The sequence below is a fragment of the Pedobacter terrae genome, assembly GCF_036946585.1.
In the GTDB taxonomy this organism is placed as follows: Bacteria; Bacteroidota; Bacteroidia; order Sphingobacteriales; family Sphingobacteriaceae; genus Pedobacter; species Pedobacter terrae_C.
Genome location: NZ_JAQIIV010000007.1, coordinates 12151 through 38806, shown reverse-complemented (window position 1 = coordinate 38806; position 26656 = coordinate 12151). Strand labels below are relative to the sequence as shown.

Below are 26656 nucleotides of genomic sequence, written 5' to 3'. Positions count from 1 at the left end.
ATAAAATATTTTTCTACATATATTGTTATCATACATTACCTAAGAGATTTATCATACTTGAAAAATTACGCTAACAAAAACTTAAATCCCTTCCTTATCCTCATCAGTATTTTTATTTATGGCTGTGTAGCAAATAAAGATACCGCAGTAGATCGTAGGTTTCAAAACCTAACCGCCAAATACAACTATATCTATAATGCCAATGTTTTACTAAGCGAATACAATGAGAATCTGCTGCAAAGTTATGCGGATAATTACGAAAAAATCTTGCCGGTTTTCCTCGATCCTGAACCACAGATAAATTTAGTACTCACACCTGGGGCTGCCAATAAACAGCTTGACGATGTAATTACCAAAGGACAAACCATTATCAACGATAAAAGTTTCAGTAATTATATTGACGATGCCTACATGCTTTTAGGCAAGGCTAATTACCTTAAAGGCAATTATTTTATCGCATCAGAATACTTTGATTATACGGCCAAAACCTACAATGCTGACTTGAAGACGTTTATCATGGCCATGAACTGGAAAGCACGCAGCCAAATGGAACTCAACAATATGGCATTGGCTGATAAAATTATCGATACCATGTTGCGCGCTTCCGATCAGTTAAAAAAAGACCTCGCCGAGCCTCTGGCCACAGCCGCTCAAATGCGCATCTATCAAAAACGCAATAAAGAGGCTATTCTATTCTTAGAATCCGCAATTGCTCTTCCTGCAGAAAAACAATTGCGTATCCGTTGGCGCTTTATACTGGCACAGTTACAGGAAAAAGAGAAAAATATCCAGGATGCTTATGCTAACTTCACTAAAGTTGAAAAAAGCAATGCCCCTTTTGAGATGTATTTCCATGCCAATTTGAACCGGATTAAGCTGAAAGCATTACTAAACGGAGAAAAACTCAATAAGGAACAACAACTTTTAGCTTTATTAAAAGATGATAAAAATACGGATTACACTGACCAGATTTATTATCAGGTTGGTGAGCTTTTCTTAGCCGAGGGAAATTTTGTAAAGGCCGAGGAAAACTACCAAAAGTCGATTTTAAAAAGTACCAGAAACCAAAGGCAAAAGGCATTATCCTATTTAAGAATTGCCGATTTAAACTTTAAAGAATTTAATAACTACATTAAAGCAAAACTGTACTATGATAGTACGGTGATGATTTTACCCAAAAACTTTCCTGATTTTGATAACATTATTAAAAAGGCAGACAACCTGCAATATCTAACCGACAGGTACACCATTATCGCCAAAGAAGATACTGCCCAGGCTTTTGCCAGACTTCCGGAAGCTGAGCGTGAAGCTAAAGTAAAAGCTTATTTAACACCAAAGGTTGAAGTGAGCAATACAGGAGGCGTAATGAACAACCAGTTTTTAAATGATCCGGATTTTCCTAACAGAAGTTTAAACACAACAAACAATATTGCTGGTAATACTTTTTATTTCAATAACAATGCAGCAATTAGCAATGGCTTTGGTGACTTTAAAAAACGTTGGGGAACCAGACAGCTGGAAGATAACTGGCGCCAAAGTATCCGCTCATCTGCACAGGAAACCAGCCAGGTTTTAGCGGGAGGAAAAGTAGCTACAGAAATTATACCTGCAAATGGCCAAAATAACCCAACAGCCACAGATCAGACATCATTGGAAAAACAGTTTTTGGATGCTTTACCAACTACTCCTGCACTATTGGCAGCATCCGATCAGAAAATTATTGATGCTTATTTTGAAATTGCCAGTTTTTACCAACAGGAATTGAATGATAAGCCCGAAGCAAATAAAATATATCTGGAACTGATTAAAAGATATCCGGATAACAACCACCTGGTTGCCATTTATTACAGTTTATACCTAAATTATAAAGGTGTTGATGATGTAAAATCTGAGCAGTATAAGCAATTGGTGCTCACTAAATTCCCTGAATCTAATTTTGCTAAAAACATTTTAGATCCATCGTACTCGGCCAAGCAAACGCAGATGGAGAATATGGCTATCAACAATTACAATGCAACTTTTGATGCCTATGTGAAAAAAGATTATGCCAACGTGGTGAAACAGGCTAACGATAATATCACCGCTTTCCCTGAAAATGATCTGGCACCGCAATATGCTTACTTAAAAGCCATTGCCGTAGGACGCACTGCAAAGGTTGATCCACTGCTTACCGAATTTAACCTGATTACCAACCGCTATCCTAACGATAAAATTATCACACCTTTGGTACGCGATCACTTAAAGTATATTGAGGCCAATCTTGAAGAATTTAAACAACGTCCGGTTGCATTGATCGATTTTGATGCAAACGCGCCACGTTTTGTAAGTCAGGCCACAACCACTACCGTACCGACAAAACCGCTGGTAGTTGAAAATCCTGTAGTAAAAAAAGCAGAACCATTGCCGGCAGAAAAACCCATTGAGGTTAAACCAGTTGACCCTACAAAACCTGTTAGTATTTTCAGTACGGCAAAATCAGAAGAATATTATTATGTAATCGACGTAGCCGATGCGACATTAACACTAAGTTCATCGCGTTTTGGGATCGGCCAATTTAACCGCGGAAATTACCCCGATAACGATTTGGAACATAAATTGGTAGAGTTGGATAATGACCAGTTGATTTACATTACCAGCTTTATCGATTTAGAGGATGCCAAACTTTACGAATCGAGCATTGTTGGTCAATTAAAGAACATTATGAAAGTTCCGGCTAACCTGTATAAAGGTTTTATCATCAGTAAAGAAAACTTTGAGAAATTAACAGACAGGACAAGGATTAACGAATATCTGGAGTTTTTAAAAGACAATTATAGATAAGTCAAGGTAAAAGCTTAAAGACCAAAGTGAAAAGGGATAAATCCCAAACCTTAAATTTGATTCTATAAAAAATTAATAAATTTGCATCCAAAATCGCCTATCCCGGTGTTTTTGGAAAATAATAACACAAAATGAACAAATCCCTTTCTCCACAGGATACAAAAAGATACAGTTTACTCATCTGGAAATTATTGATTGGTGGAATTGCCCTGTTTGCCATTTTCATTTCGATGATTGGATTTGGTCTATTTGGTGCCCTACCCTCTTTCAGGGATATTGAGCATCCAAAAAGTAATCAGGCATCTGAAATTATTGCCGAAGATGGCCGGCCTTTAGGCACCTATTTTGTTCAGAATAGATCGAACGTTACTTATAAAGATATTTCTGAAAACGTAATTAATGGGTTAATTGCCACAGAAGATACCCGTTTTAAAGAACATTCAGGTATCGATTTTAAACGTACATTTTCAATCATCGGTTATAATTTGATCGGCAAAAAACAGGGTGCCAGCACGATCACCCAACAATTGGCCAAAAATCTTTTTCCACGCGAATCTAACCTTAATTTCTTCTCATTGGTATTAACCAAGTTTAAAGAGTGGATTGTTGCCGTTAAATTGGAGCGTAACTACACCAAAGAAGAAATTATTACCATGTATTTAAATACGGTTGATTTTGGCAACCAGGCTTATGGGATAAAATCTGCAGCAAGGGTTTATTTTAATACCACTCCTGATAAGTTGAATTTAACGCAGGCAGCAACCTTGGTAGGTATGCAAAAAGGAATTACCATGTATTCGCCAACCCGTCATCCTGAACGTTCCAGAGAACGTAGAAATACCGTAATGGCGCTAATGGTTAAAGCAGACCTGTTAACCCAGTCGGAATTTGATGAACAAAAGGAGAAACCTTTAAATCTACATTTCAATGCCGCAACTGTTAATGATGGGATAGCACCATACTTCCGTTCCGTACTGAAAAATGATATCAAAAACATTTTCCAGGAGCAATCCATTACCAAACCCGATGGTACTCCATACGATTTAGACCGTGATGGTTTGAAGATTTACACCACCTTGAATTATGATATGCAGTTGTATGCTGAGGCCGCACAAAAGGAATATATGAAAACGCTACAGGCACAGTTTATTGCCAGTTGGAAAGGTAGAAATCCTTTTAAGGATAAAACCTTACAGATTGAACAAGGCATTAAACGATCTGACCGTTATAAAGCATTAAAACTGGAAGGTAAATCGGATGATGAAATTAAAAATGATTTCAACACCAAAACAGAAATGACCATTTTTACCTGGAAAGGTAATATTGATACGTTAATGAAACCGATCGATTCTGTGCGTTATTACAAAATGCTCCTTAGGAATGCCATGATGACCATGGACCCGACCAATGGACACGTTAAAGCTTGGGTTGGTGGGATTAATTATGAACACTTTAAATACGATCAGGTTAAAATGGGAACCCGCCAGGTGGGTTCAACAGCAAAACCATTTACTTACGCTGTAGCCATCGAAAATGGTTATTCTCCTTGTTATACGGTACCAAATGTTCCGGTAACGATTGAAGGTTATGGTGAGCCGTGGACCCCTAGAAATTCGGGGAAACCATTACCAGGCAGTATCACGTTACAGAAAGCGTTGGCTTACTCGCAAAACTTTGTTACGGCCTACTTAATGAAACAGGTTGGTCCTGTGGCGGTATCTACGCTGGCCACAAAAATGGGTATACCAAATGTTCCGGCATTTCCATCTATTTGCCTGGGTACATTCGATTCTTCTGTTTATAATATGGTGGGTGCTTACGGTGCTTTCGCCAATAAAGGAACTTATACCAAACCCATTTATTTATTGAGAATTGAAGATAAAAACGGTGTGGTATTATTTTCTCAAAAGGAAATACCAAAACCAATTATGAGTGAGGAAGTAGCTTATGTAATGACACGGATGCTTAAAGGTGTGGTAACGAATGGAACCGGATCTAGGTTAAACTATAAATATAAAGTGAATGCACCAATCGGGGCGAAAACGGGTACTACCCAAAATAACTCTGACGGTTGGTTTATGGCCATTACGCCACAATTAGTAACCGGTATCTGGACGGGCTGTGAAGACAGGGCTTTTCACTTCATCAGTACCAATCAGGGGGAAGGTGCAAATACTGCTTTACCAATTTTTGCAGGATTTATAAAAAGAGTTTATGCCAATCCAGCGTTAAAAATCAGTCATGCCGATTTCGAGGCACCAAAATCAGGAGTTTCCATTACTGTTGATTGTAACCAATACCAGCAACAGGAAGACGGTACAAGTGAACTGGACGAGAAATTGGGATTTTAACCATCAACTCCCACGTGAAGGTAGCAGTGGAAATCCTTTTGCTGCAAAGTTGAGCATAGCGAAACGCAGCAAAAGATTATAAAGGATAGCCTGACCCTTTTCCCGAGCCCTCGAGATTAAGGCACGCCCAAATCATACTTGTACTAAATCGGATTATTTAATCAAATTTCCGCTCCCGAATCCTATTTTTGTAACCATGAGCAGTTTCGACCATAAAACAGCATTAACCGCAATTCCACATAAACCCGGCGTATACCAATATTGGGATGCCGACGGAAAGCTCATGTACATTGGTAAAGCAAAAGACCTGCGTAACCGAGTAGGTTCTTATTTCAACAGTGACAGAAATCAGTTTAATGGCAAAACGAGGGTATTGGTATCCAAAATCCGGAAAATTACTTTCACCATTGTTGATACGGAGATTGATGCCTGGCTATTAGAAAACAGCCTGATCAAAAAACATCAGCCCAAATTCAACATCAACTTAAAGGACGATAAAACGTACCCGTGGATTATTGTAAAAAATGAAAATTTCCCGCGAATTTACTGGACACGTAAAGTGATAAAGGATGGGTCTACCTATTTCGGTCCATATGGTTCTATCGGCATGATGCATACCATTTTGGATCTGATCAAAGAAACCTATCCTTTACGCACCTGTAATTTACCCCTAACGGAAAAAAATATAGATGAAGGCAAATTTAAAGTTTGCCTCGAATATCAGATCGGTAACTGTAAAGGCCCCTGCCAAAACTACCAGACCGAAGCTGATTACGATAAAAATATTGGCGAGATTAAGGAAATCCTGAATGGTAAAATCGGCAATGTCATCCGCGACGTTAAAGGGGTCATTAAATCGGCTTCAGAAAACCTGAACTTTGAACTTGCGCATCAATACGCAAGGAGATTAGAAGTACTGGAAAAATACCAGAGTAAATCAACTGTGGTAAACAGCGCTATTACCAATGTGGATGTGGTGAGCATTGCTTCAGATGAACGTTATGCTTTTGTGAACTACTTAAAGGTGATGAATGGAACCATTATCCAAACGCAGACCATTGAGGTTAAAAAGCAACTGGATGAAAGCGACGATGAGATTTTGACCTTGGCAATGCTGGAATTTAGAACCAAATTTAACAGCACCTCAAAAGAAATCATTGTTCCATTTGAGCTTTCGCTAGAAGACGAAAGTTTAAAATTTACAGTCCCAAAACTGGGTGAAAAGAAGAAACTTTTAGAACTTTCGCAAAAGAACGTGCTCTTCTTTAAAAAAGAAAAACTGAACCAGTATGAAAAGTTAAATCCCGATTTACGCACCGATCGAATTTTAACCACCATGCAAAAAGATCTGCGCTTAACGCAGCTTCCAAAGCACATCGAATGTTTTGATAATTCTAACTTTCAGGGGAAGTATCCGGTTTCAGCAATCGTGGTATTTAAAGATGCCAAACCATCAAAAAAAGACTACCGCCACTTTAATGTGAAAACGGTTGAAGGTCCTAACGATTTTGCTACCATGGAAGAAGCCGTTTTCCGTCGGTACAGAAGAATGTTGGATGAAAACCAGTCTTTACCTCAGCTGATCATTATTGACGGTGGTAAAGGCCAGCTTTCATCAGCGATGAAAAGCTTAAAGTCATTGGGTATCGAGAACAAGGTAACCGTAATCGGTATTGCCAAACGTTTAGAAGAATTGTTCTATCCCGGCGATTCCTTTCCATTATATTTAGACAAGAAATCGGAAACTTTAAAAGTGATACAACAATTGCGTGATGAGGCACACCGTTTCGGGATTACCTTTCACCGTAAGAAACGCGACCAGGGCACACTTAAAACCGAGCTTGAACAGATTGAAGGTATCGGCAAAACTACTGCAGATAAGCTGTTAACGCATTTTAAATCTGTTAAAAAAATTAAAGAAGCTACAGAGAAGGAGCTGTCAGAAATACTCAATAAAAAACAGGTGATTACACTAAAGGCCTATTTCGCTCAGGAATAACTTCATATAAGAATTATTCCTTATTCAAAATCTCCACATCAAAAAAGATTTCTTGGTTACGATAAAACAAGCTTAACAAAAAAAGCGCTGATGCCTCAGCGCTTTTAATAAAATTAGTATTCCCAAAGACCTTGTTCGTAATCAAGAACAGACTTTTTTATCCTTTCTGATTCGTATAACCGCTGCTTAGGATCTGCAATAATATCTCTGATCTTGTTATCCCCAGGATTCGACTCCTTAACAATATAACTGGTAAACAAACGGCGAATAAAGAAATCATCAAAGCTTAATGATGAAGCATCATTATTGGTATTGATCAAACGTTTCTTGGTTAAGATCTCCCTGGCTTCCGGATAGTATACCCAGAATACGGGCTGCCATTGCTTAGAAACCTCATTGTACTTTAATGGTGCAATGCCTACAATACGTGGTTCGAAAATAGAACGTTTGGTATCGAAAATCCAATCTTCTTTGATTCTGAACTTCAAGAATATTTCCGGGTTAAAATCATTAACAACCGTAGTAACCGTTCCCGTTTTATTGTTCGAGACCTCTGCTGTCCCTAAAGCTGATTTAGCAGCAGAATCTGCAGTCATTGGATTATTAAAAGCATCATCTTCATTTAAGGCACTATCAATTGGTGAATATGCTGTTAATTCATCTTTATTAATGGCAGCGATTAAAACATCAATTAATCTTGATTTTGGCGATTTTAATACAGAATTAACCGTATCTCTTAAATCAATTTCTCTCCAGATCCGCTTTGCATAAAAAACATCTTCCTCTCTCACATCAGCCAAAGGAACCATTTCAGTACTATCGATGTCCTTACGGGCATAGAAACCATCTTTAGGTGGCACCTTCAATTTTCTCTTGGTCGTTTTAACAGGAGCTTTTACCGTATCTACTGCAGGAGTAGCAGCTACCGGAGCTGCTTTCTTTGGTGCTAACTTGGTTGGCTTCTTTTGTGCAAAAGTAAACGCCGTTAATAAAACTAAAATAGCAATACTTAAAATCCTTTTCATTTTCTTTTATTTTACACTAAATGCTAATGAAGGTAATATCCTTTGACGACCATCTGGTCCTACAGAAACAATATCTTCAAAAAACACCCTTGTTCCAGGAGTAACAGCATTAATAGCACCTTTAACTGCACCCGCGAAGTTGCCACCGCTACCGGCAATGGTAACAGCATCTGAACGTGGTTTAATAACTGTTAATTTATACCGTTGTATTTTAAACTTAACATCGAAAGGGAAATCATCCAGATCTGCTTCAATCTCGGTTTCACTTTTTAGTTGCACCGAGGCGATATCACCTCCTGCACGTCCACCAACTTTCGCTACTGGTGCAGGAATGGCTTTCACCCTAAATTTTTGTGAGCCTAAGCTAACGGTTTTGCCTGCATTATTTGCTGATACATTGATGGACACTTCCTGGCCAACCATGCTACCTGGAACATTGACATTGTAATTCCCATTACTACCCGACATTGAACCTCCTGAAATGGAAGCCCGAACGCTTTCTAATGGAAATCCTGCTGCTGAAACGGTAAACGGATTGGCAATACCCGCATAAATTACGTTCAGTTTTGTTGAAGAAACAGATGCCGATGGTTTTGCCACCTGATAGGTTTGTGGTTGCGTTTTGTATTCCTTAACCTGGCCATCAGTTTGGCGAACCCTGATCGTACCTACCCAGGTAAACTGACCAACACTACCGGTACCGCCTGTGTAGGTTCCCTTACCATCTTTAACGGATAATTTATTTCCGTTAACCGAGATATCAGGGGTGGATCTTGAATCGCTGGCCGTTAAAAATACTTCGGCAGTATAAGGCTGACCTTGAATTACATATGAAGTAGGTGCTACTGCAACTGCTGCAAACTGATCCAGGTTAACTTGCGCTTTATCCATATTTCCGAATAACTTTTTCACCACTTCTGCCTCAGCATTCTTAGTATCTGTTTGCAGTTTGGTTAAAATGGTCATGGCGGCGGTAAGTGGTGTTCCCTCACCAAAATAAGTTTCCTGCCAATTGCCTTTTCTTTTGCTTACCGGATCTTTGGCTTCCAGAGAGAAAGAAACATTTGCCCGATCTGCAGGATCTAATAAGGAGATTAATTTTTCTCTGGTTGCATTGATTCTCTTCTTTAATTCATCCGCTTTCTTTTGGTTAATCATGATATTTTGTGCAATATCCTGATTGGATCTATTTACCAGATCTTCTGTTTCAGGGTCGATCCCGTCACCTGCCTGAGTAAATTCTTTTTTTATGCTTTCAATGTAATTATTTAAATCGTCAGCTGCCTTTTGCGCTTGTTTTGCCTTATCGTAAATAGGCTGGGCACGTGCTGGCTCTTCTTTTAACTTCGAATTTTCGAAGGCAGAAAACAACTGATTAATACTTGTATTTACATTGTTTTTAGAGGTATCCAAACTATCGTTGATATTTTTGAATGCATCCAAAATGGTATCTGATACGTTTAAGGCAAGCATGGCCAACAATACCAAATACATGATATTGATCATCCGCTGCCTTGTTGTTTCTTTTCCGCCTGCCATGTTTGATGTAGCTTTTCGTTAAAAATTAAAAACTAAACAAATTATACACGTGGGCCATTCATAGCCGATAGCATATTGCCATAAATTGCATTCAGCGATGAAAGGTTTTTAGCCAGCTTATTTACCTCTTCTTTAAACTGCTTCGAATCTTCCATCGATTCGTTAAAGTTTTGCATGGTTAGTGATAAGTTTGAATAGAATTTATTCATAGATTTTAGATGTGCACTAGAATCCTGTAATTCCAATTCATAAACCGCATTTAAAGCAGATAAGTTCTTCGCTAAATTATTAACCTGTTCGTGGTAGGCCTGAGAATCTACATTACTTTCGCCCATTGCTTTTAAATTCGCTGTTGCTTTTTCAAAGGATGCGCTTAGATTATCAAAACCTGCTGACGCAGTTTTAATCTTACCGGTTAATTCATTTGTAGCGGTAGATGCGTCTGCAACATTTGAAATTGCAGCCACCTTATCGCCAAACGTACGTAAGCCATTACCTAAGCTTTCAATCAACTCTGGACCAATTTTAGCATCAGATAACATTTTATCTAAAGCTGCTGTGCCAGATGGGCCCACTGCAGCAACAGGCCTGGCTGAAGCTGTTGGTAATTCTCCTTTATAATCCGCTTTTAGCTCAGGATAAACTCTTTCCCACGCTGGTTCTGGTTCTGGCGGAAAAAAACCAGTTAAAGCAAATAAAATTGCTTCAACTCCTAATCCAATTCCAATTGCGTAGTTCCCGAAAATCCCTCCAATATGTAGAATTTTACATAACGCTCCGATAATTACAATACTAGCTCCAAATGAAATCGCTGGATTTAACCAGCCGGGTTGTTTTTTTGCTGCCATAAATTTGATGTTTTTCTTTAGTTTTAGTTATTAGTTCGGTTAACGTCTTAAGTCGGTGCCAGGGTATGATGAAACGCATCTGAAACCAATATATGACCTTTGTGTATCCTGATATTCGTATGTTGATACGGCGTTTTGTAAAAAGTAGCCGGTATCTTTCCAAGAACCACCTTTTACAACTTTACGTTTTTTGTATTTGCTGTCGCCTGCGCCAGCATCATAAGTAAAGTTAGGGTTCAGGTCATGCAGCAGGGGGCTAGCGCCTTTATTGTAGGCAGTAATGGTCCATTCCGATACGTTGCCGGCCATGTTATATAAACCATAATCATTAGGAAAATAAGATCTCACACCTACTGTGTAAATACCTCCATCGCTTGAATAATCACCACGACCAGGTTTAAAGTTAGCTTGTAAACATCCTTTTGTATTTCTGATATAAGGGCCTCCCCATGGATATTTGGTTTTGGTATTGCCACCTCTTGCTGCATATTCAAACTCTGTTTCAGCTGGCAACCTATAGTCTGATCTTGATCCCGCAGGTAGTTTTCTTGAGGTTGCAACCCCGTCGTATAACCTGGTTCTCCAATGAGCGAAAGCTTTTGCCTGCTCCCAGCTTACACCAACCACAGGATAATCATCATACGAAGGGTGGTTATAATAGCCCCGCACCATCGGATCGTTTTGCGAATAAGAATAATCTGTTTTCCAAACCATTGTATCAGGGTAAATGGCAATGGTATAACGATCGATATAATCCTGACGTTTGCTGTTTGGATCTTTATGTCCGATAGCAGCTTTTTCCATGTTTAACTCGGCATAGGAATATTCAAATTTGCGAACATCCAATTCTTTTTTTCCTGGAAGTGCATCCAGGCCCGAATAATACATGCCATCAAGTTGGCTTGCCTGTGCAGCTGCTGCTCCCCTCCCTTTATTACGCCAAATATTAACACCATTTGGACCAACCTTTTTCCAGTCGATGTATTTTTCTCCTCCAAGGCCCCCAGCGGCATTTCCTTTTGGAGTAATCATAAACTGTTGCGGGTTACCCATCATCACAATCGCAATCGAATCGCGCACCCAATTGGTAAACTGGCGATATTCAGCATTAGAAATCTCAGTTTGATCCATAAAAAATGCACTGATAGTAGTCATCCTACTGGGTCCATTTTGAGAAAATGTAATATCCTCGTCCGATCCTCCCAATGGTGTATGCCCTGGCGGAATATAAACCATCCCTAGTGGAATTCTATCATTTTTAAATTTTCGGTTATAAGCACCAACCAGCTCGCCCTGGCCGCCATGGCCACAGCTTGCTAGCATTACAGTTATACCTACAATAGCTAGAAGGTAGATTTTCTTCATATTTTTAAGGTTGTGCAATAGCACGATTAGGGCAATTTTATCAAAAATCACTGAAATTATCTACAAAAGCAAATATTTTACATGAAATCATTATCTAAACCCAATTAAAGTTAGATTAACAATTATCAACAACCCGATATATGATCTCAACAAGAGCGTAACTCTCCTATTAACATGAAAGTTACGCTTTTGTTGTATTGTATTAGAAAAATATTTTTTTTGTACTATTTATTAGATATTTTGATGTAATTTTCAATGGCCATTGTCATTGATGGGACGCCTGGGGTTGGCGCAGCAATATCTACGATCAGATTCATATCTGTACATGCTTTACTGGTATTCGTTCCAAAAGCAGCAATCCTTGTATTATTTTGTTTAAAATCCGGAAAATTCTTGAATAAAGATTGGATACTTGACGGGCTAAAAAATGCGATAACATCGTAGAATACCTCGGCTAAATCAGACAAATCGCTCACAACGGTTCTAAATAAAACTGCTGGCGTAAAATTATACCCACTTTTTTCCAAAAATTTCATGGTGTCTTCGGTTGCCACATCAGAACAAGGATATAAAAACTTCTCGTTTGCATGTTTCTTTAACACTTCAGCTAAATCGGCAGCAGTTTGTTTACCAAAAAAGATCTTACGCTTACGATATTGAATATACTTCTGCAGATATAATGCAATGGTTTCAGACAGACAGAAATATTTTAATTCTGCTGGCACTTCATAACGCATTTCCTCGCAGATTCTAAAAAAATGATCTGCTGCATTTCGGCTGGTAAAAATCACAGCCGTAAAATCGGCCAGATTAATTTTGTCCTTCCTAAAGTCTCTTGCTGGCACACCTTCAACATGAATAAAAGACCTAAAATCAACTTTCAAATTGTGTTTTTTGGCCAAATCGTAGTAAGGAGATTTTTCCGTTTCAGGTTTTGGTAAAGTAACCAAAATACTTTTTACTTTGCGGATTCTAGAGTCGTTCTTTTCTTGCATTTTTAGTTTTCCTGCTACAGTCCTATCGTTTTAATTAGTATGAGGATGGGACATATTTCGAGGGCGCAAAAGTACAAAAATAAATGCATTTTAGAAAACTTATTATTAGAAAGTATAGTTATACCTGCCCGTAAGAGCTGAAAGGTAAAAATAACGCCTAACAACAAGAATGCCAATACAATATATACCGAGCCATATTTAAGTGGTGATAGCGCGAAAGCAACTACTAAGGGGATAAATAGCAGTGATGCATTAAAATAACTAAGGTATAAAATTGAAATATATTCACCTACCGGTTTCTGCACATTAAACAGGTAACCTAAAAATCGTAATATGATTAATTTTAGTGCATAGAAAACAATAATCGTAACAGATATGCTAAAGAAAAACTTAAAGCCGTCTTTAGCTTGATACATATCATTCCATTGGGCTACCAGAAAAAAGAACATCCCAAATACAAAGCCAAACTGCACAAAAAGCAACAAAAAGGGCCATGAACTAAAAAGGTTATCTTCTTTGTTGATATTATTCAGAATCCTGTTACTAAAAAATGCCTGAACAATTGCTGATAACTGCTTGGAAAAAGCATTTTTTAAAATGGCAAATATAATAAGCATCCCAAAAATGAAGCCCAGTAAACCTACGTTCCCCTTTGGAATTTTAGTACCTAACTGGTAAGGATTTGCTTTTTTCTTTAAATGCTGGTATTTCTTGTGCCATGCCCATAAATCCAGCCTTGGAGAAAGATATTCCTTTTCAATAGTATCTAAAAGCGCGTTTTTATTAATTAAACTATCAGGAAGTACCCAGGTATGATGAATTAAGGAATCGGTAGAGTACCGCTGCCTGGCCAACGTTGCCGAATCAGGCCGGTATCGTCGATATTGATATTGCTTCACGGCCAGACTATCTGTTTGAACAGAAATTTCCTGTGCTGCCAAAAAATTAGCAGACCATGCAAATGCGAAAAAAAAGAAAATAAATTTCAGCATGCTGTAAATCAAAACTCCAGGATGCAAAAGTAGTCGAATAATCAAGTTTTACCTAAAGAAATATGGAAGGAAGAGTAACTTTATTTGAACTCGTTTTGCCTACAGCATTATTGCTTCATTTTTATGACAATAAAGAAAAATTAACTTCGCTATCTTTGCAGCAATGTCTGGTATTTATATCCATATCCCCTTCTGTAAAAAGGCCTGCCACTATTGCGATTTTCACTTCAGTACCTCTTTAAAACATGCTGATGAAATGGTAGAAGCCATTTGTAAGGAAATAAAAATGAAAAAAGATCGCATTACCGAACAGGTTGGAAGTATTTATTTTGGGGGTGGAACACCTTCTATCCTATCAACAGTTGCCTTGCAAAAGATCTTTGACACCATCAACCATACTTTTTCGGTCAGTTCCGGTGCAGAGATTACCATTGAAACTAATCCCGATGACTTAACTGCACAGAAGCTGAAAGAACTGAAACAGTTGCCCGTTAACCGCTTTAGTGTTGGAATCCAGTCTTTTTATGATGAAGATCTGATCTGGATGAACAGGGCACATCAGGCAAGGGAAGCCGAGGATTGTATTAAGAGAAGTCAGGATGCCGGTTTTGAAAACTTAACGCTTGATTTAATTTATGGTTATCCTTTGCTTACTGATCAGAAATGGCAGACCAATATCCAAAAGGCAATTGCGCTGGAAGTTCCGCATATTTCAGCATACGCTTTAACTGTTGAGCCAAGAACGGCTTTGGCCCATGCCATAAAAAATAAAAAACAAGCTCCCGTAAATGATAACCAAAGTGCATTGCAGTTTATAATTTTGATGCAAAACCTGGTAAATGCCGGATTTGAGCATTATGAAATTTCTAATTTTGCTAAACCTGGCCATTATGCTGTACATAACACCAATTATTGGAAAGGCGCAGATTATATTGGCATTGGTCCATCTGCTCATGGTTTTAACGGACAAAACCGGCACATGAACCCGGCGAACAACGCTTTGTACATGGAAACTTTAGGCCATAATAAACTTCCTGAAATGGTTGAAGAGTTGAGTTTAAATGATAAATTTAATGAATATATCATGACTTCGCTAAGAACCATGTGGGGCACGGATTTACAAAAAATAAATACTGATTTCGGAAAAGATTTTTTAGAAGAAACAAAGCATAACCTTAAAAATTTTGAGGATAAAGACTGGCTGGTGATTGATGGAGATCATATTTGTTTAAGCCAAAATGGGAAATTATTTGCCGATCATATTGCTTCTGAATTGTTTATTTTAGGAAATGAATGAGTGAATTGAGAAGGATTGGATTAGGAAATGACTGATTTAGCGATTAAAGCAACATTCACTCATTCAAAACTCAATCATTCATTAATTAATTAATATATGTCAAAAATTGTATGGATCACAGGCGCATCATCAGGTATTGGCGAAGCCTTGGTATATGAATATTTCAAAACAGGCAACAAACTGATTATTTCGGGAAGAAACCGGGATGAATTGTTCCGCGTTAAAGGAAACTGTCAAAATTCATTTAATGTCCACGTTTTACCATTCGATTTAAGTGAAACGGCTTTACTTGAGAATAAAGCTGCCGACGCCATCCGTATTTTTGGCAAGATCGATTTATTGATCAATAGCGGAGGGGTAAGCCAGCGGAGCCAGGCCTTAGAAACCAATCTGAAAACTGAACATCAAATTATGGACACCAACTTTTGGGGTACAGTCATACTTAGTAAAGCGGTTTTACCCTCAATGATCAACAATGGCAGTGGCCAGATCGTTGTAATCAGTAGTCTTGTCGGGAAGTATGGCACGAAATTCCGCTCTACCTATGCGGCATCCAAACATGCGTTGCATGGTTATTTCGATTCTCTTCGATCGGAAGTTTACGATAAAAATATCGACATTACGATAATCTGCCCGGGTTTTATCAAAACAAATGTAACTTACAATGCGCTCACGGGAGATGGCAACACGCTGAATATGATGGGCGATGCCCATGAAAATGCCATGACACCTGCCGAGTGTGCAAAACAAATTGTTCAAGCGGTTAACAACAAAAAAGAAGAGGTTTATATAGGAGGGAAAGAAACCAAAGCGGTATTATTGAAACGTTTTTTCCCAAAAATTTTTTCCAAAAAAGTAAGGACAGCAAAGGTAAATTAGCAAAGCGTTTGCCCGTGGGCATTAAGTGCAATCAGCTATTTTTTGGCAACATGCGAATTTTCAAATCTCAAGTTTATGTAAGTGCAGATCTTCTTAGACAAAACCTGATTTAAGCTATTAAAATTCTTCGCAGAATTGCGAAAAGCATGAGAAAATCGCCAAAGATGGCTTTTAGAATTAAATAAAAAACAAAATTAAATAACTAATAATCAAAAACTTAACCGATAATTTTTCATTTCTAAAAACCAAGTATCTGTAAGCCGTCGTAAATGGAATCAAATAACAGAAACTTAAAATTAGAAATAATGAAAAATTTAATCTTGACAGCATTTGCTGTAATTACCCTGGCATTCACCACACAAGTTTATGCTCAAAAAAATCCAATGGTTGGCGGTGCAGCCATGTATGCAACAAAGGATATTGTAGATAACGCGGTAAATTCAAAAGACCACACTACACTGGTAGCAGCAGTTAAAGCAGCAGGTTTGGTAGAAACTTTAAAAGGTGCTGGTCCTTTTACCGTTTTTGCACCAACAAATGCTGCATTCGACAAACTTCCTGCCGGCACTGTAGATAACCTGGTTAAACCAGAAAACAAAGCAACACTTACCAAAATTTTAACTTACCATGTTGTTGCAGGCAAAATGGATAGCAAAGCAATTGCAAAAGCAATAAAAGCTGGCGGCGGCAAAGCAGAATTAACAACTGTAGAGGGCGGCAAACTTTGGGCCTGGATGGAAGGCAAAAAATTAGTGTTAAAAGATGAAAAAGGAGGAATGAGTACAGTTACCATTGCGGATGTTAATCAAAAAAATGGTGTAATCCACGTAATAGACACTGTTTTAATGCCTGAATAATATTAAAGATATCCCTATTATTAGTAAAAACGTTCTGGCAAAACCAGAGCGTTTTTCTTTTTTTAAACAGATTATACGCCCCCGAATACAACTGATCAGTTTTAACAAAAATTTATACGATCTGACTTTTTTTGATGAATTGTCAGTTTTTTTTCAAGTTTTTGCATTTGTAATGCTTAGTATTCCTAACTATTTAATTTTGTGCTATTAATAGTTTCTTAACATGAAATTCAATTTATCTCCTATAGATGTTGTCGAAGATATTTCTAAATCAGATTTCGAGCGGAATTATCTTAAACCACGCAAACCATTGGTAATAAAAAACATGGCCAGGAAATGGCCCGCTTACCAAAAATGGACGATGGAATACATGAAAGAAGTTGTCGGAGATAAAACTGTTCCACTTTACGACAGCTCCAAAGCTGATCCTTCCAAGCCTATAAATGCAGCTGCTGCCGAAATGAAATTTGGCGATTATATTGACCTGATTAAGGAAATACCGACCGACCTACGCATCTTTTTATTCGATCCAATAAAGTTTGCGCCCAAGCTCCTGGAAGATTACATTGCACCTAAGGATTTAATGGGCGGTTTTTTAGATAATTACCCTAATATGTTTTTTGGCGGTAAAGGATCAGTAACCTTTTTGCATTACGACATTGATCTGGCACACATTTTTCACACTCACTTTAACGGAAGGAAGCATGTGATCTTATTTGATTATAAATGGAAAGAGCGTTTGTATCAAATTCCATATGCCACTTATGCCCTGGAAGATTATGATGTGGAAAACCCCGATTTTGATAGATTCCCCGCATTAAAAGGTGTTGAGGGCATCGAAGCCTTTTTAGAGCACGGCGATACCTTATTTATGCCTACCGGTTACTGGCACTGGATGAAATACCTGGATGGATCTTTCTCGATCAGCTTAAGGGCATGGGATAAAAGCTGGGGCGTTAAAGCAAAAAGCTTGTATAACTTAACATTACAGCGTAAATTTGACGACTTTATGAAAGCAAACTATCGCGATCAGTACATGCAATGGAAAGAAAACCTTGCGATTAAAAGAGCGGACAGAGCGCTAGAGAAAAATTTACCGAAATAATAACAATGACTGATCATTCTATCTCTTAAAATTTGAGTGATACAATCATTCACTTATTCTATATATGCATTCAAATATTATAAAAATCCAAAAAGAAATAGAGCCGCTCAGGCAAGAGATTATTAACCATAAGGTTTATTCGGCAATTAGCGAGGTGGAAGATCTCTGCATTTTTATGGAACACCACATTTTTGCAGTTTGGGATTTTATGTCGCTGCTTAAAGCCTTACAGATCAATTTAACCTGTACAAGCTTACCCTGGTTCCCCGTAGGCGATCCGGTTACCCGGCAACTCATTAATGAAATTGTTGCGGGAGAAGAATCGGATGTAGATGCTAGCGGAGACATCAAGAGCCACTTCGAACTCTATCTGGATGCTATGGAACAATGTAATGCAAATACAAAACCTATCCGGGTCTTCTTAGCGGAATTGAAAAACGGGAAAAGCTTTAGTGAGGCTTTTGAAATTGCCAGTGTACCAGTAAGCGCCAGAGATTTTGTGAATGCAACTTTTGAAACCATTAACAGTGGGAAAACCCATTTACAGGCAGCAAGTTTCACATTTGGCAGGGAGGATTTAATTCCAAACATGTTTTTTAGCATGGTAAATGACTTGAATAGCAGTCAGCCTGATCAGGTTTCGATCTTTAAATACTATCTGGAGCGCCATATAGAGGTAGATGGTGACCATCATAGTCATTTAGCGCTCTGTATGACGGAGAAGCTTTGTGAAAAAGATGAATCATTTTGGATCGAAGCCGAAGCAACGGCAAAAAGGGCGCTACAAAAAAGAATAGACTTATGGGATGCTGCCTATGCCGAAATTGTCAAAAATAAAGTGGTGGCTTAATTATTAAATTGTTAAGTATTTACTAATTTTAGATTACGTGATTTTAGTCACATTTACCTGTCAACAACAATTTTATAAAATAAAATTTACACATTTGTTGTTCGGCAACAATAACCGATTTTTAAGCGCATGAGTTTCATTTTAAAACCTGTTGATATCGTTGAGAGCATCACTCCCGAAGATTTTAAGAAAAATTACCTAAAAACTAAACGTCCGTTAGTCATCAGGGGCCTAACTAAAGACTGGCCAGCCAGAGAAAAATGGACGACTGAATACTTAAAAGAAATTGGTGGAGAGCTCGAAGTTCCACTTTACGATAACTCCAAGGCAGATCCGTCAAAGCCGATAAATGCGGCTACTGCGCACATGAAATTTGGTGATTATCTTGACCTGATTAAACGTGAACCAACCGAGCTGCGCATCTTCTTTTTCAACCTGTTTAAAAAAGTACCAAGCTTAATCAATGATGTAAAAATTCCTAAAGATTTAATGGGCGGTTTTATCGAAAGTATGCCCGCAATGTTCTTCGGTGGTTCTAATTCGGTAACCTTTTTACATTACGATATCGATTTACCGCATATTTTCCACACACACTTTGGCGGCAGGAAACACATCATCTTATTTGATTATAAATGGAAAGACCGATTGTATTGCCTGCCAAATGCAACTTATGCTTTGGAAGATTATGATGTAGCCAACCCGGATTTTAAAAAATTCCCGGCACTGAACGGTGTGGAAGGTTATGAAGTTTTCTTAGAACACGGCGATACTTTATTTATGCCAACCGGAATGTGGCATTGGATGAAATATGTGGATGGTTCATTCTCCTTAAGTTTAAGAGCCTGGGATCAATCGATTACACGTAAAGTAGCGAGCGTTTGGAGTTTGTTTACCCATGGCGCCATTGATAGTTTGATTAAAATGACTTTCAAAGAAAAATACGCCCACTGGAGAGAGAAAAGAGCAGTTAAAATAGCCGAACGGGCTTTAGCTAAAGGCAGACCATAAAAATTGAAAAGATTAAAATACGACGGGGCATCGGTAAACGATAGCCCCGTTTTTATTATTATTGCGAACAACATTTTTAATGCACGATTAAAATTAAAAGATGGATATCAACATACTTACTGAAAAACAAAAAATGCTGGCAGGTAAAGCTTACCAGGCGGGTGATGCAGAACTGGCAAAAGAAAGATTAAAAGCCCGGGAACTGGTTTACGAGTTTAATCACCTGGCTCCGAAATTTATTAAACAGCGCAAGGAATTACTGAAGCGACTGTTCGGCAAAACAGAAAAGATGTTTTACGTAGAACCACCCTTCAGATGCGATTATGGTTATAATATTGAAATAGGCGATAATTTTTACGCCAATTTTAACCTCGTTATTTTAGATTGTGCGAAGGTAAGTATCGGCAATAACGTTTTTATTGCCCCAAATGTAGCCATTTATACTGCTGGGCATCCAATTCACGCTCATTTGCGTGATCAGGAATATGAATGGGCACAAGAAATTACCATTGGTAACAGTGTGTGGATTGGTGGAAATGTGGTGATCAATCCAGGTGTTAAAATAGGATCAAATGTGGTTATTGGGTCTGGCAGTGTGGTTACGAGGGATATTCCAGATAACGTTTTTGCCGCAGGAACCCCATGCAGGATTATCCGTCAGTTAACAGATGAAGATAAGGATTACTATTATAAGAATTTTAAGCTGGGAGAATAAATCAATCATCGTCCACAACCTCTAGAGACCTTAATAAAAACGGGCGTCATCTCGACTGAAACGCAGTGGAATGGAGAGATCTATCTAAACAGATTTCTCGACTTCGTTGCACTCCGCTCGAAATGACGACCGGAGGAAGCTTCGCAAACAAGTCAATTTTGCCTCCTTATCCATCACCCATTACTCATCCCCTAGCTGCTATGGTCTACAACCACTTTCCATTCGCCTTTAATTTTTTTAATCAATAAGGTAAAATACCCTTTAAGCTCATCCTTTTCCCGTTTAACATTCCAGCTCCCCAATACAAAAGCCAGGTCAGGTTTTAAAAAATCGACTTTTTTTATACCAAATACCAAAAAACCCATGGCAGATTTATCAGGATAACCTTTTTTATAATTATCCAATGTTTTTTGCCAGCCATAAGTTGGTCCGCTTTTACCCACAAAAAGTAAACTATCCGATTTTTCGTATCCTTGCATAAAGGCTTCAACATCGCCTTTGTTCCAATCGGTACGCTGCCTTTCAAGTAAATTAAGTATGGCTTGCTTATCTTTTGCATTTTGAGCAAAAGCACTAAAGGAAGCTAAAAATAATGCGATTACAAGTATTTTTTTCATGGTTATCTAGGGTTAAGGTAAAAATTAAAGATATGAAACAAATTATTTTGTTCCATGCATAAAAATTCTTTATTTACATCTCTATAAATCTTCTATGCAAAATAAAGTTATTACAATTGGCGAAATACTCTGGGATGTTTTTCCCGAAGGCAAAAAAGCTGGCGGTTCAAGCATGAACGTTGCCCTCAATTTACACAAACAAGGTATAGAAAGCCGATTTATCAGCGCTGTGGGCAATGACGAAAATGGCATAGAACTACTCAATTTTCTTAGGGGCAACCACTTTGAAACCGATTTGATCCAAATGAATGGCGAGTTACCCACCAGTACGGTTGTGGTGCAGCTAGATGAGAATCACCAGGCTACTTACACCATCAAACAGCCCGTAGCGTGGGATGATATCAAACTTACTGAAGAAAACGCTAAAGCTGTAAAAGAAGCTGATGCATTAGTATATTGCAGTTTGACCTGTAGGGAAGAAAAATCCAAAGCAACTATTCTCGCGCTTTTAGAAAATGCCAAGACCAAAATATGTGACATCAATCTCCGCGCACCATTTTATTCAAAAGAATTAATTGATGAGCTTTTGGCAAAAGCAGATATCCTGAAAATTAACGAAGATGAGCTGATTTGGGTAAAGGAATCCTTTGGCTTAACAGGCAATACCGATGAACAATTGTTAAAACAGCTTTCAGATCAGTTCGATATCAGAATCATCTGCCTTACACTCGGCGATAAGGGTGCTTGCGTATTAAAGGAAGGCAAATTATTCAAACATGCAGGCTATAAAGTCCAGGTAGCTGATACAGTTGGTGCCGGCGATGCCTTTTTAGCCACCTTTATTGCCTGTTACCTTCAAGGTTACCCAATGGAGACCACTTTAGACAACGCCTGTAAGGTAGGTGCTTTTGTAGCCTCGCAACCAGGAGCAAACCCCGAGTATAATAAGAAAATTTATCACATGTCACTTGATTAAACATTCTGCTTCCATTTGGTAATTGGCAATCTTCAGTTTGCATATTCCATTTTACCTTTCTATTTAAACAGATGGGTTTTGCGTTAGGGATTGAAGGGTTGAGTACTGGTTTACAATTTTCAGTTTCCAGTTGGCAGTTTACATTAACCGTTGAAAATTTTTAGTTTAACTGTGCTTTGATCCTTCAGCTTTTACCTTTTGCCTTCACTCCAAATATGACACCACGCTTAAATTAAAACAAAGCGAAACTTTTATCTTCGATAAATCGTTAATACAAACACATGAGAGGTTTTCGTTTTTCAGATTACAAGCCAGGTGATGCGCCAAAGGGAGGGTTTGATGAGTTGCTGAAATTATTTAGCGAACTGCTGAATTATACAGCCGGTGATGCGGCAGAGGCATTAAGCTGGCTGAACGAGCTCGACAAACAATATCAATTAACCAATAATGATTACGGCATCGGTAATTTTATCGACGACCTGAAAGATAAAGGCTACCTGACAGAAGACAATCAATCGGGAGAATTTAAAATTACCGCCAAAACAGAACAGACCATCCGCAAATCGGCCTTAGACGAAATTTTTGGCAAACTCAAAAAATCTGGTCGCGGTAACCATAACAGTAATCAATCTGGAATTGGCGAAGAAAAAAATGCCGACAGACGGGAATATAATTTCGGCGATAGTTTGGATCAGATCGATATGACTGCTTCGATTCAAAATGCACAGATCAATCATGGCATTGGCGATTTCACTTTAACCGATCGCGATCTTGAAGTAGAGGAAAAGGATTTTAAAACCTTAACTTCTACCGTATTGATGATCGATATTTCGCACTCCATGATTTTATATGGTGAAGACCGCATTACACCTGCTAAAAAAGTGGCCATGGCCCTGGCCGAGCTGATTAAAACGAAATATCCAAAAGATACTTTAGATATTGTGGTTTTCGGAAATGATGCCTGGCCGATTAGCGTAAAAGACCTGCCTTATTTACAGGTTGGGCCTTATCATACCAATACTTATGCAGGATTAGAATTGGCAGCAGATTTACTTCGCCGAAGAAAAACCCATAATAAACAGATTTTTATGATTACCGACGGAAAACCAACCTGCTTAAAAGAAAATGGCAAATATTATAAAAATAGTATGGGTTTGGACAGGAAGGTCATCAATAAAACCTTAAATATGGCAGCCCAATGTAAGCGGTTAAAAATCCCAATTACCACATTTATGATTGCCAAAGATCCCTATCTGCAGCAGTTTGTGCGGCAGTTTACTGAAATTAATGGCGGCAGGGCTTTTTACAGCTCGCTAAATGGCCTGGGTGAATACATTTTCGAAGATTACATTAAAAATAGAAGAAAAACAGTAAAATAAGGTGGAAGGTAAAAGACATAAGGCTTAAGGTAAGACCCATGGCCGGTTCCTATCCAAATCAACCATAAAACATTAAAAAGGAGGATAGAGTTATAGAGGTACACTTTGCAAACCTTATACCTTAAACCCTATGCCTTAAACCCAATTTAAAAGATGCAAAACACAACATTAAGCCAATTAAAAACCACAGGATATACATCAAGATCAGTAAAGGAAGAACTAAGGGAGAACCTGATCAAAGTTTTACGCGATAAAAAAACAGAATTTGAAGGCATCATTGGCTATGATGAAACAGTAATCCCCGAGTTGCAAACAGCCATTTTATCACGTCATAATATTTTACTTTTAGGTTTACGCGGACAGGCAAAAACACGTATTGCACGTTTAATGGTAAACTTGCTGGATGAGTACGTACCCTATGTAGCAGGAAGTGAGATTTTCGATGATCCATTGAATCCAATTTCATGGTATGCAAAAAATGAAATTGCGACCAAGGGTGATGATACCGAAATTGCCTGGTTGCACCGAAGCGAAAGATATACCGAAAAACTGGCTACGCCCGATGTTACCGTTGCAGATTTAATCGGCGATGTTGACCCTATTAAAGCCGCTACGCTAAAACTAACCTATAATGATGAACGTGTAATCCATTTTGGATTAATTCCACGTGCACACCGCAGTATATTTGTGATTAATGAACTGCCCGATCTGCAGGCACGTATTCAGGTGGCGCTGTTCAACATGCTGCAGGAAAAAGATATCCAGATCCGTGGTTTCAAATTGCGTTTACCTTTGGATATCCAGTTTGTGTTTACAGCAAATCCGGAAGATTATACCAATCGTGGAAGCATTGTTACACCACTAAAAGATAGGATCGAAAGCCAGATTCTAACCCATTATCCAAAAACGGTTGAAATTTCGCGTAAGATTACTTTCCAGGAAGCGAAATTAACGGCTGATCAGCGGGCGAACATAGAGGCCGATGGATTGGTTAAAGATTTAATAGAGCAAATTGCTTTTGAAGCACGTAAAAGTGAATACATTGACCAAAAATCAGGTGTATCAGCCAGGTTAACCATTTCTGCCTATGAAAATCTGATCAGCACAGCCGAAAGAAGAATGCTGATTGCAGGCGAAAAAAATACCTTTGTACGTTTATCTGATCTTGCCGGAATTATTCCAGCTATAACCGGTAAAATAGAATTGGTTTATGAAGGCGAATTAGAAGGTCCAGCACATGTAGCCACTACATTAATAGGCAAAGCTGTTAAAACCTTATTTGCCCGTTACTTCCCCGATCCTGAAAAAGCAAAGAAAACAAAAACGGCTAATCCTTATACCGAAATAACCGAATGGTTTACCGAAGGTAATAATGTGGATGTTACCGATGCTTTGACGAATGTACAATACAAAAAAGCATTAATGCTGGTACCTGGTTTATATGATCTGGTCAAAAAGTTTCATCCTAAGTTAAGTGAGAACCAGACCTTGCTTTTAATGGAATTCGTGTTACACGGTTTAGCAGAATATTCACAACTGAGCAAAAACTTTTTAAATGGTGGCTTCGGCTTCTCCGATATGTTTGGCAGTTTATTTAACGCCGAATTCGACGAGGAAGAGGATGAAGACGACTTCAGATAATATTGTATTTCTTTAATTTCATTAGCTTTGACAAATTCTTCCTTAAAGGAGAATCTGTTAAAGCTTTTTATTTATAAACATAATGGGAAGATTACCCTTCATAATTGCTGCCTGCATTTTCATTATTGCATTTGATATTTACTGTTTTAAAGCCATCATCGCGGTTTTTAAAAAATGGAAACCAAATACTAAAAAGATATTTACCATTGCCTATTGGACTTATAGCTCCTTACTGATTATCGGTGTTTTTTGTGGCATTTACCTCAATCTTTTCCTAACTTTACGGGCCATCATTTTAGTAGCCTTCTTTTTAACGGTAGCCTGTAAACTGGCTATGTTACCTTTTTTGGTATTGGATGACTTACGCCGATTATTCATTAAAATTTTCAGGAAAAATAAAACGGCTGAAGTTTCAACCATACCACAAAACGAACAAACCATCAGTACCGACCATATTTCACGATCAGAATTTTTGGTAAAAGCCGGATTGGTAGCCGCAGCGGTTCCTCTAACCTCATTGAGTTGGGGTATTATTTCTGGCGCATACGATTACCAGGTGAGGCGCGTAAATTTAATCCTCCCTAACCTACCCAAAGCTTTTGATGGTATTACGATGGGGCAAATTTCTGACATCCATTCCGGCAGTTTTTATAACAAGACGGCTGTAAAAGGTGGTGTAGAAATGTTAATGGGCGAGAAACCCGACTTTATCTTTTTCACAGGCGATTTAGTGAATAACCTCACCAATGAAGTAAGGGATTATCAGGATATATTTTCGAAGGTAAAAGCGCCCCTAGGAGTTTATTCTTCATTAGGCAATCATGATTACGGTGATTATTATTTCGGCAAAGAATCATCCCCTGCTAAGGTAAAAAACCTGAAAGATATGGTTGATGTGCACAAAATAATGGGCTACGACCTTTTAATGAACGAAAACCGGAGATTGAAAGTTGATGGAGAAGAAATAGGGATTTTAGGCATTGAAAACTGGGGAATGGGCCGTTTTCCCAAATATGGAAAAATGGAACTCGCTGTTCAAAATACGGATGACTTACCAGTTAAACTTTTGCTCAGTCACGATCCTTCGCACTGGCGTGGAGAAGTTCTAAAGAAATACCCCCAAATAGATGCGATGTTTAGTGGCCATACCCATGGCATGCAGTTTGGCGTGCGTTTAAAAGAGATGCAATGGAGCCCTGTGCAATATATTTATAAAGAATGGGCAGGGTTGTATCAGGAGCAAAAACAACAGCTTTATGTTAATGTAGGCTATGGCTTTTTAGGTTATCCAGGCAGGGTTGGTATTTTACCTGAAATTACCATATTTACCCTTAAAAGGGCATAATAAATCATTCGTCATTTCGACTGGAGTGCAACGGAATGGAGAAATCTATAGAA

21 protein-coding genes are annotated in these 26656 nt (G+C 38.3%); 14 read left to right on the top strand and 7 right to left on the bottom strand.

Annotated features, from left to right (window positions below):
• The first annotated feature begins 57 nt into the window (after positions 1-57).
• The 3 genes from porW to uvrC all read left to right on the top strand — a co-directional run bounded on the left by porW (position 58) and on the right by uvrC (position 7170).
• Entirely contained in the window at positions 58-2820 is a 2763-nt protein-coding gene (porW, locus tag PGN18_RS11745; RefSeq protein WP_335319692.1) for a type IX secretion system periplasmic lipoprotein PorW/SprE, read from the top strand.
• A gap of 131 nt (positions 2821-2951) precedes the next feature.
• On the top strand, positions 2952-5171 hold the full coding sequence (locus tag PGN18_RS11740; RefSeq protein ID WP_335319691.1) for a transglycosylase domain-containing protein: 2220 nt from the start codon (positions 2952-2954) through the stop codon (positions 5169-5171).
• A gap of 196 nt (positions 5172-5367) precedes the next feature.
• Positions 5368-7170 carry an excinuclease ABC subunit UvrC gene (gene uvrC, locus PGN18_RS11735; protein ID WP_335319690.1) on the top strand — a complete coding sequence of 601 codons (1803 nt, stop codon included), beginning with the start codon at positions 5368-5370 and terminating at the stop codon, positions 7168-7170.
• Between the two features lie 113 nt (positions 7171-7283).
• On the opposite strand, the gene porN is transcribed toward uvrC, so the two are convergent.
• The 6 genes from porN to PGN18_RS11705 form a co-directional block, all read right to left on the bottom strand.
• Positions 7284-8195 (bottom strand): type IX secretion system ring protein PorN/GldN, encoded by a 912-nt coding sequence (porN, locus tag PGN18_RS11730; protein ID WP_335319689.1) that lies wholly within the window; start codon positions 8193-8195, stop codon positions 7284-7286.
• 6 nt (positions 8196-8201) lie between these two features.
• Entirely contained in the window at positions 8202-9734 is a 1533-nt protein-coding gene (gene porM, locus PGN18_RS11725) for a type IX secretion system motor protein PorM/GldM (RefSeq protein WP_335319688.1), read from the bottom strand.
• Positions 9735-9775: 41 nt separating this feature from the next.
• Positions 9776-10582, bottom strand: coding sequence for a type IX secretion system motor protein PorL/GldL (gene porL, locus PGN18_RS11720; RefSeq protein WP_335319687.1), 807 nt, complete (start codon positions 10580-10582; stop codon positions 9776-9778).
• Between the two features lie 39 nt (positions 10583-10621).
• Positions 10622-11947, bottom strand: a complete 1326-nt coding sequence (gene porK, locus PGN18_RS11715; RefSeq protein WP_335319686.1) for a type IX secretion system lipoprotein PorK/GldK — start codon at positions 11945-11947, stop codon at positions 10622-10624.
• 224 nt (positions 11948-12171) lie between these two features.
• Positions 12172-12942 carry a uroporphyrinogen-III synthase gene (locus PGN18_RS11710; RefSeq protein WP_335319685.1) on the bottom strand — a complete coding sequence of 257 codons (771 nt, stop codon included), beginning with the start codon at positions 12940-12942 and terminating at the stop codon, positions 12172-12174.
• Positions 12943-12956: 14 nt separating this feature from the next.
• Positions 12957-13934 (bottom strand): DUF4271 domain-containing protein, encoded by a 978-nt coding sequence (locus PGN18_RS11705; protein ID WP_335319684.1) that lies wholly within the window; start codon positions 13932-13934, stop codon positions 12957-12959.
• Between the two features lie 163 nt (positions 13935-14097).
• Here PGN18_RS11705 and hemW point away from each other — a divergent pair, with 163 nt between their 5' ends.
• The 7 genes from hemW (at position 14098) to PGN18_RS11670 (ending at position 20645) form a co-directional block, all read left to right on the top strand.
• The gene (hemW, locus tag PGN18_RS11700; protein WP_335319683.1) at positions 14098-15231 is read left to right on the top strand and encodes a radical SAM family heme chaperone HemW; all 1134 of its coding nucleotides are present in this window, start codon (positions 14098-14100) and stop codon (positions 15229-15231) included.
• A 96-nt stretch (positions 15232-15327) separates the two neighbouring features.
• Positions 15328-16110, top strand: a complete 783-nt coding sequence (locus PGN18_RS11695) for an SDR family oxidoreductase (RefSeq protein ID WP_335319682.1) — start codon at positions 15328-15330, stop codon at positions 16108-16110.
• A 305-nt stretch (positions 16111-16415) separates the two neighbouring features.
• Positions 16416-16967 (top strand): fasciclin domain-containing protein, encoded by a 552-nt coding sequence (locus PGN18_RS11690; protein WP_335319681.1) that lies wholly within the window; start codon positions 16416-16418, stop codon positions 16965-16967.
• 223 nt (positions 16968-17190) lie between these two features.
• On the top strand, positions 17191-18072 hold the full coding sequence (locus PGN18_RS11685; protein ID WP_335319680.1) for a cupin-like domain-containing protein: 882 nt from the start codon (positions 17191-17193) through the stop codon (positions 18070-18072).
• A gap of 64 nt (positions 18073-18136) precedes the next feature.
• Entirely contained in the window at positions 18137-18922 is a 786-nt protein-coding gene (locus PGN18_RS11680) for a DUF3050 domain-containing protein (RefSeq protein ID WP_335319679.1), read from the top strand.
• 129 nt (positions 18923-19051) lie between these two features.
• Positions 19052-19930: a cupin-like domain-containing protein gene (locus PGN18_RS11675; protein WP_293788786.1), complete on the top strand. Its 879-nt coding sequence runs from the start codon at positions 19052-19054 to the stop codon at positions 19928-19930.
• Positions 19931-20030: 100 nt separating this feature from the next.
• A complete protein-coding gene (locus tag PGN18_RS11670; protein WP_335319678.1) occupies positions 20031-20645 on the top strand; it encodes a sugar O-acetyltransferase in 615 nt (204 codons plus the stop codon).
• Positions 20646-20836: 191 nt separating this feature from the next.
• On the opposite strand, the gene PGN18_RS11665 is transcribed toward PGN18_RS11670, so the two are convergent.
• Positions 20837-21262 carry a YybH family protein gene (locus PGN18_RS11665; RefSeq protein WP_335319677.1) on the bottom strand — a complete coding sequence of 142 codons (426 nt, stop codon included), beginning with the start codon at positions 21260-21262 and terminating at the stop codon, positions 20837-20839.
• 94 nt (positions 21263-21356) lie between these two features.
• On the opposite strand from PGN18_RS11665, the gene PGN18_RS11660 reads away from it, so the two are divergent.
• The 4 genes from PGN18_RS11660 to PGN18_RS11645 all read left to right on the top strand — a co-directional run bounded on the left by PGN18_RS11660 (position 21357) and on the right by PGN18_RS11645 (position 26603).
• Positions 21357-22238 (top strand): carbohydrate kinase family protein, encoded by an 882-nt coding sequence (locus PGN18_RS11660; protein WP_335319676.1) that lies wholly within the window; start codon positions 21357-21359, stop codon positions 22236-22238.
• 281 nt (positions 22239-22519) lie between these two features.
• On the top strand, positions 22520-23617 hold the full coding sequence (locus tag PGN18_RS11655; RefSeq protein ID WP_335319675.1) for a vWA domain-containing protein: 1098 nt from the start codon (positions 22520-22522) through the stop codon (positions 23615-23617).
• A 153-nt stretch (positions 23618-23770) separates the two neighbouring features.
• Positions 23771-25258: a magnesium chelatase gene (locus PGN18_RS11650; protein ID WP_335319674.1), complete on the top strand. Its 1488-nt coding sequence runs from the start codon at positions 23771-23773 to the stop codon at positions 25256-25258.
• Positions 25259-25340: 82 nt separating this feature from the next.
• Positions 25341-26603, top strand: coding sequence for a metallophosphoesterase (locus tag PGN18_RS11645; protein ID WP_335319673.1), 1263 nt, complete (start codon positions 25341-25343; stop codon positions 26601-26603).
• The last annotated feature ends 53 nt before the right edge of the window (positions 26604-26656 follow it).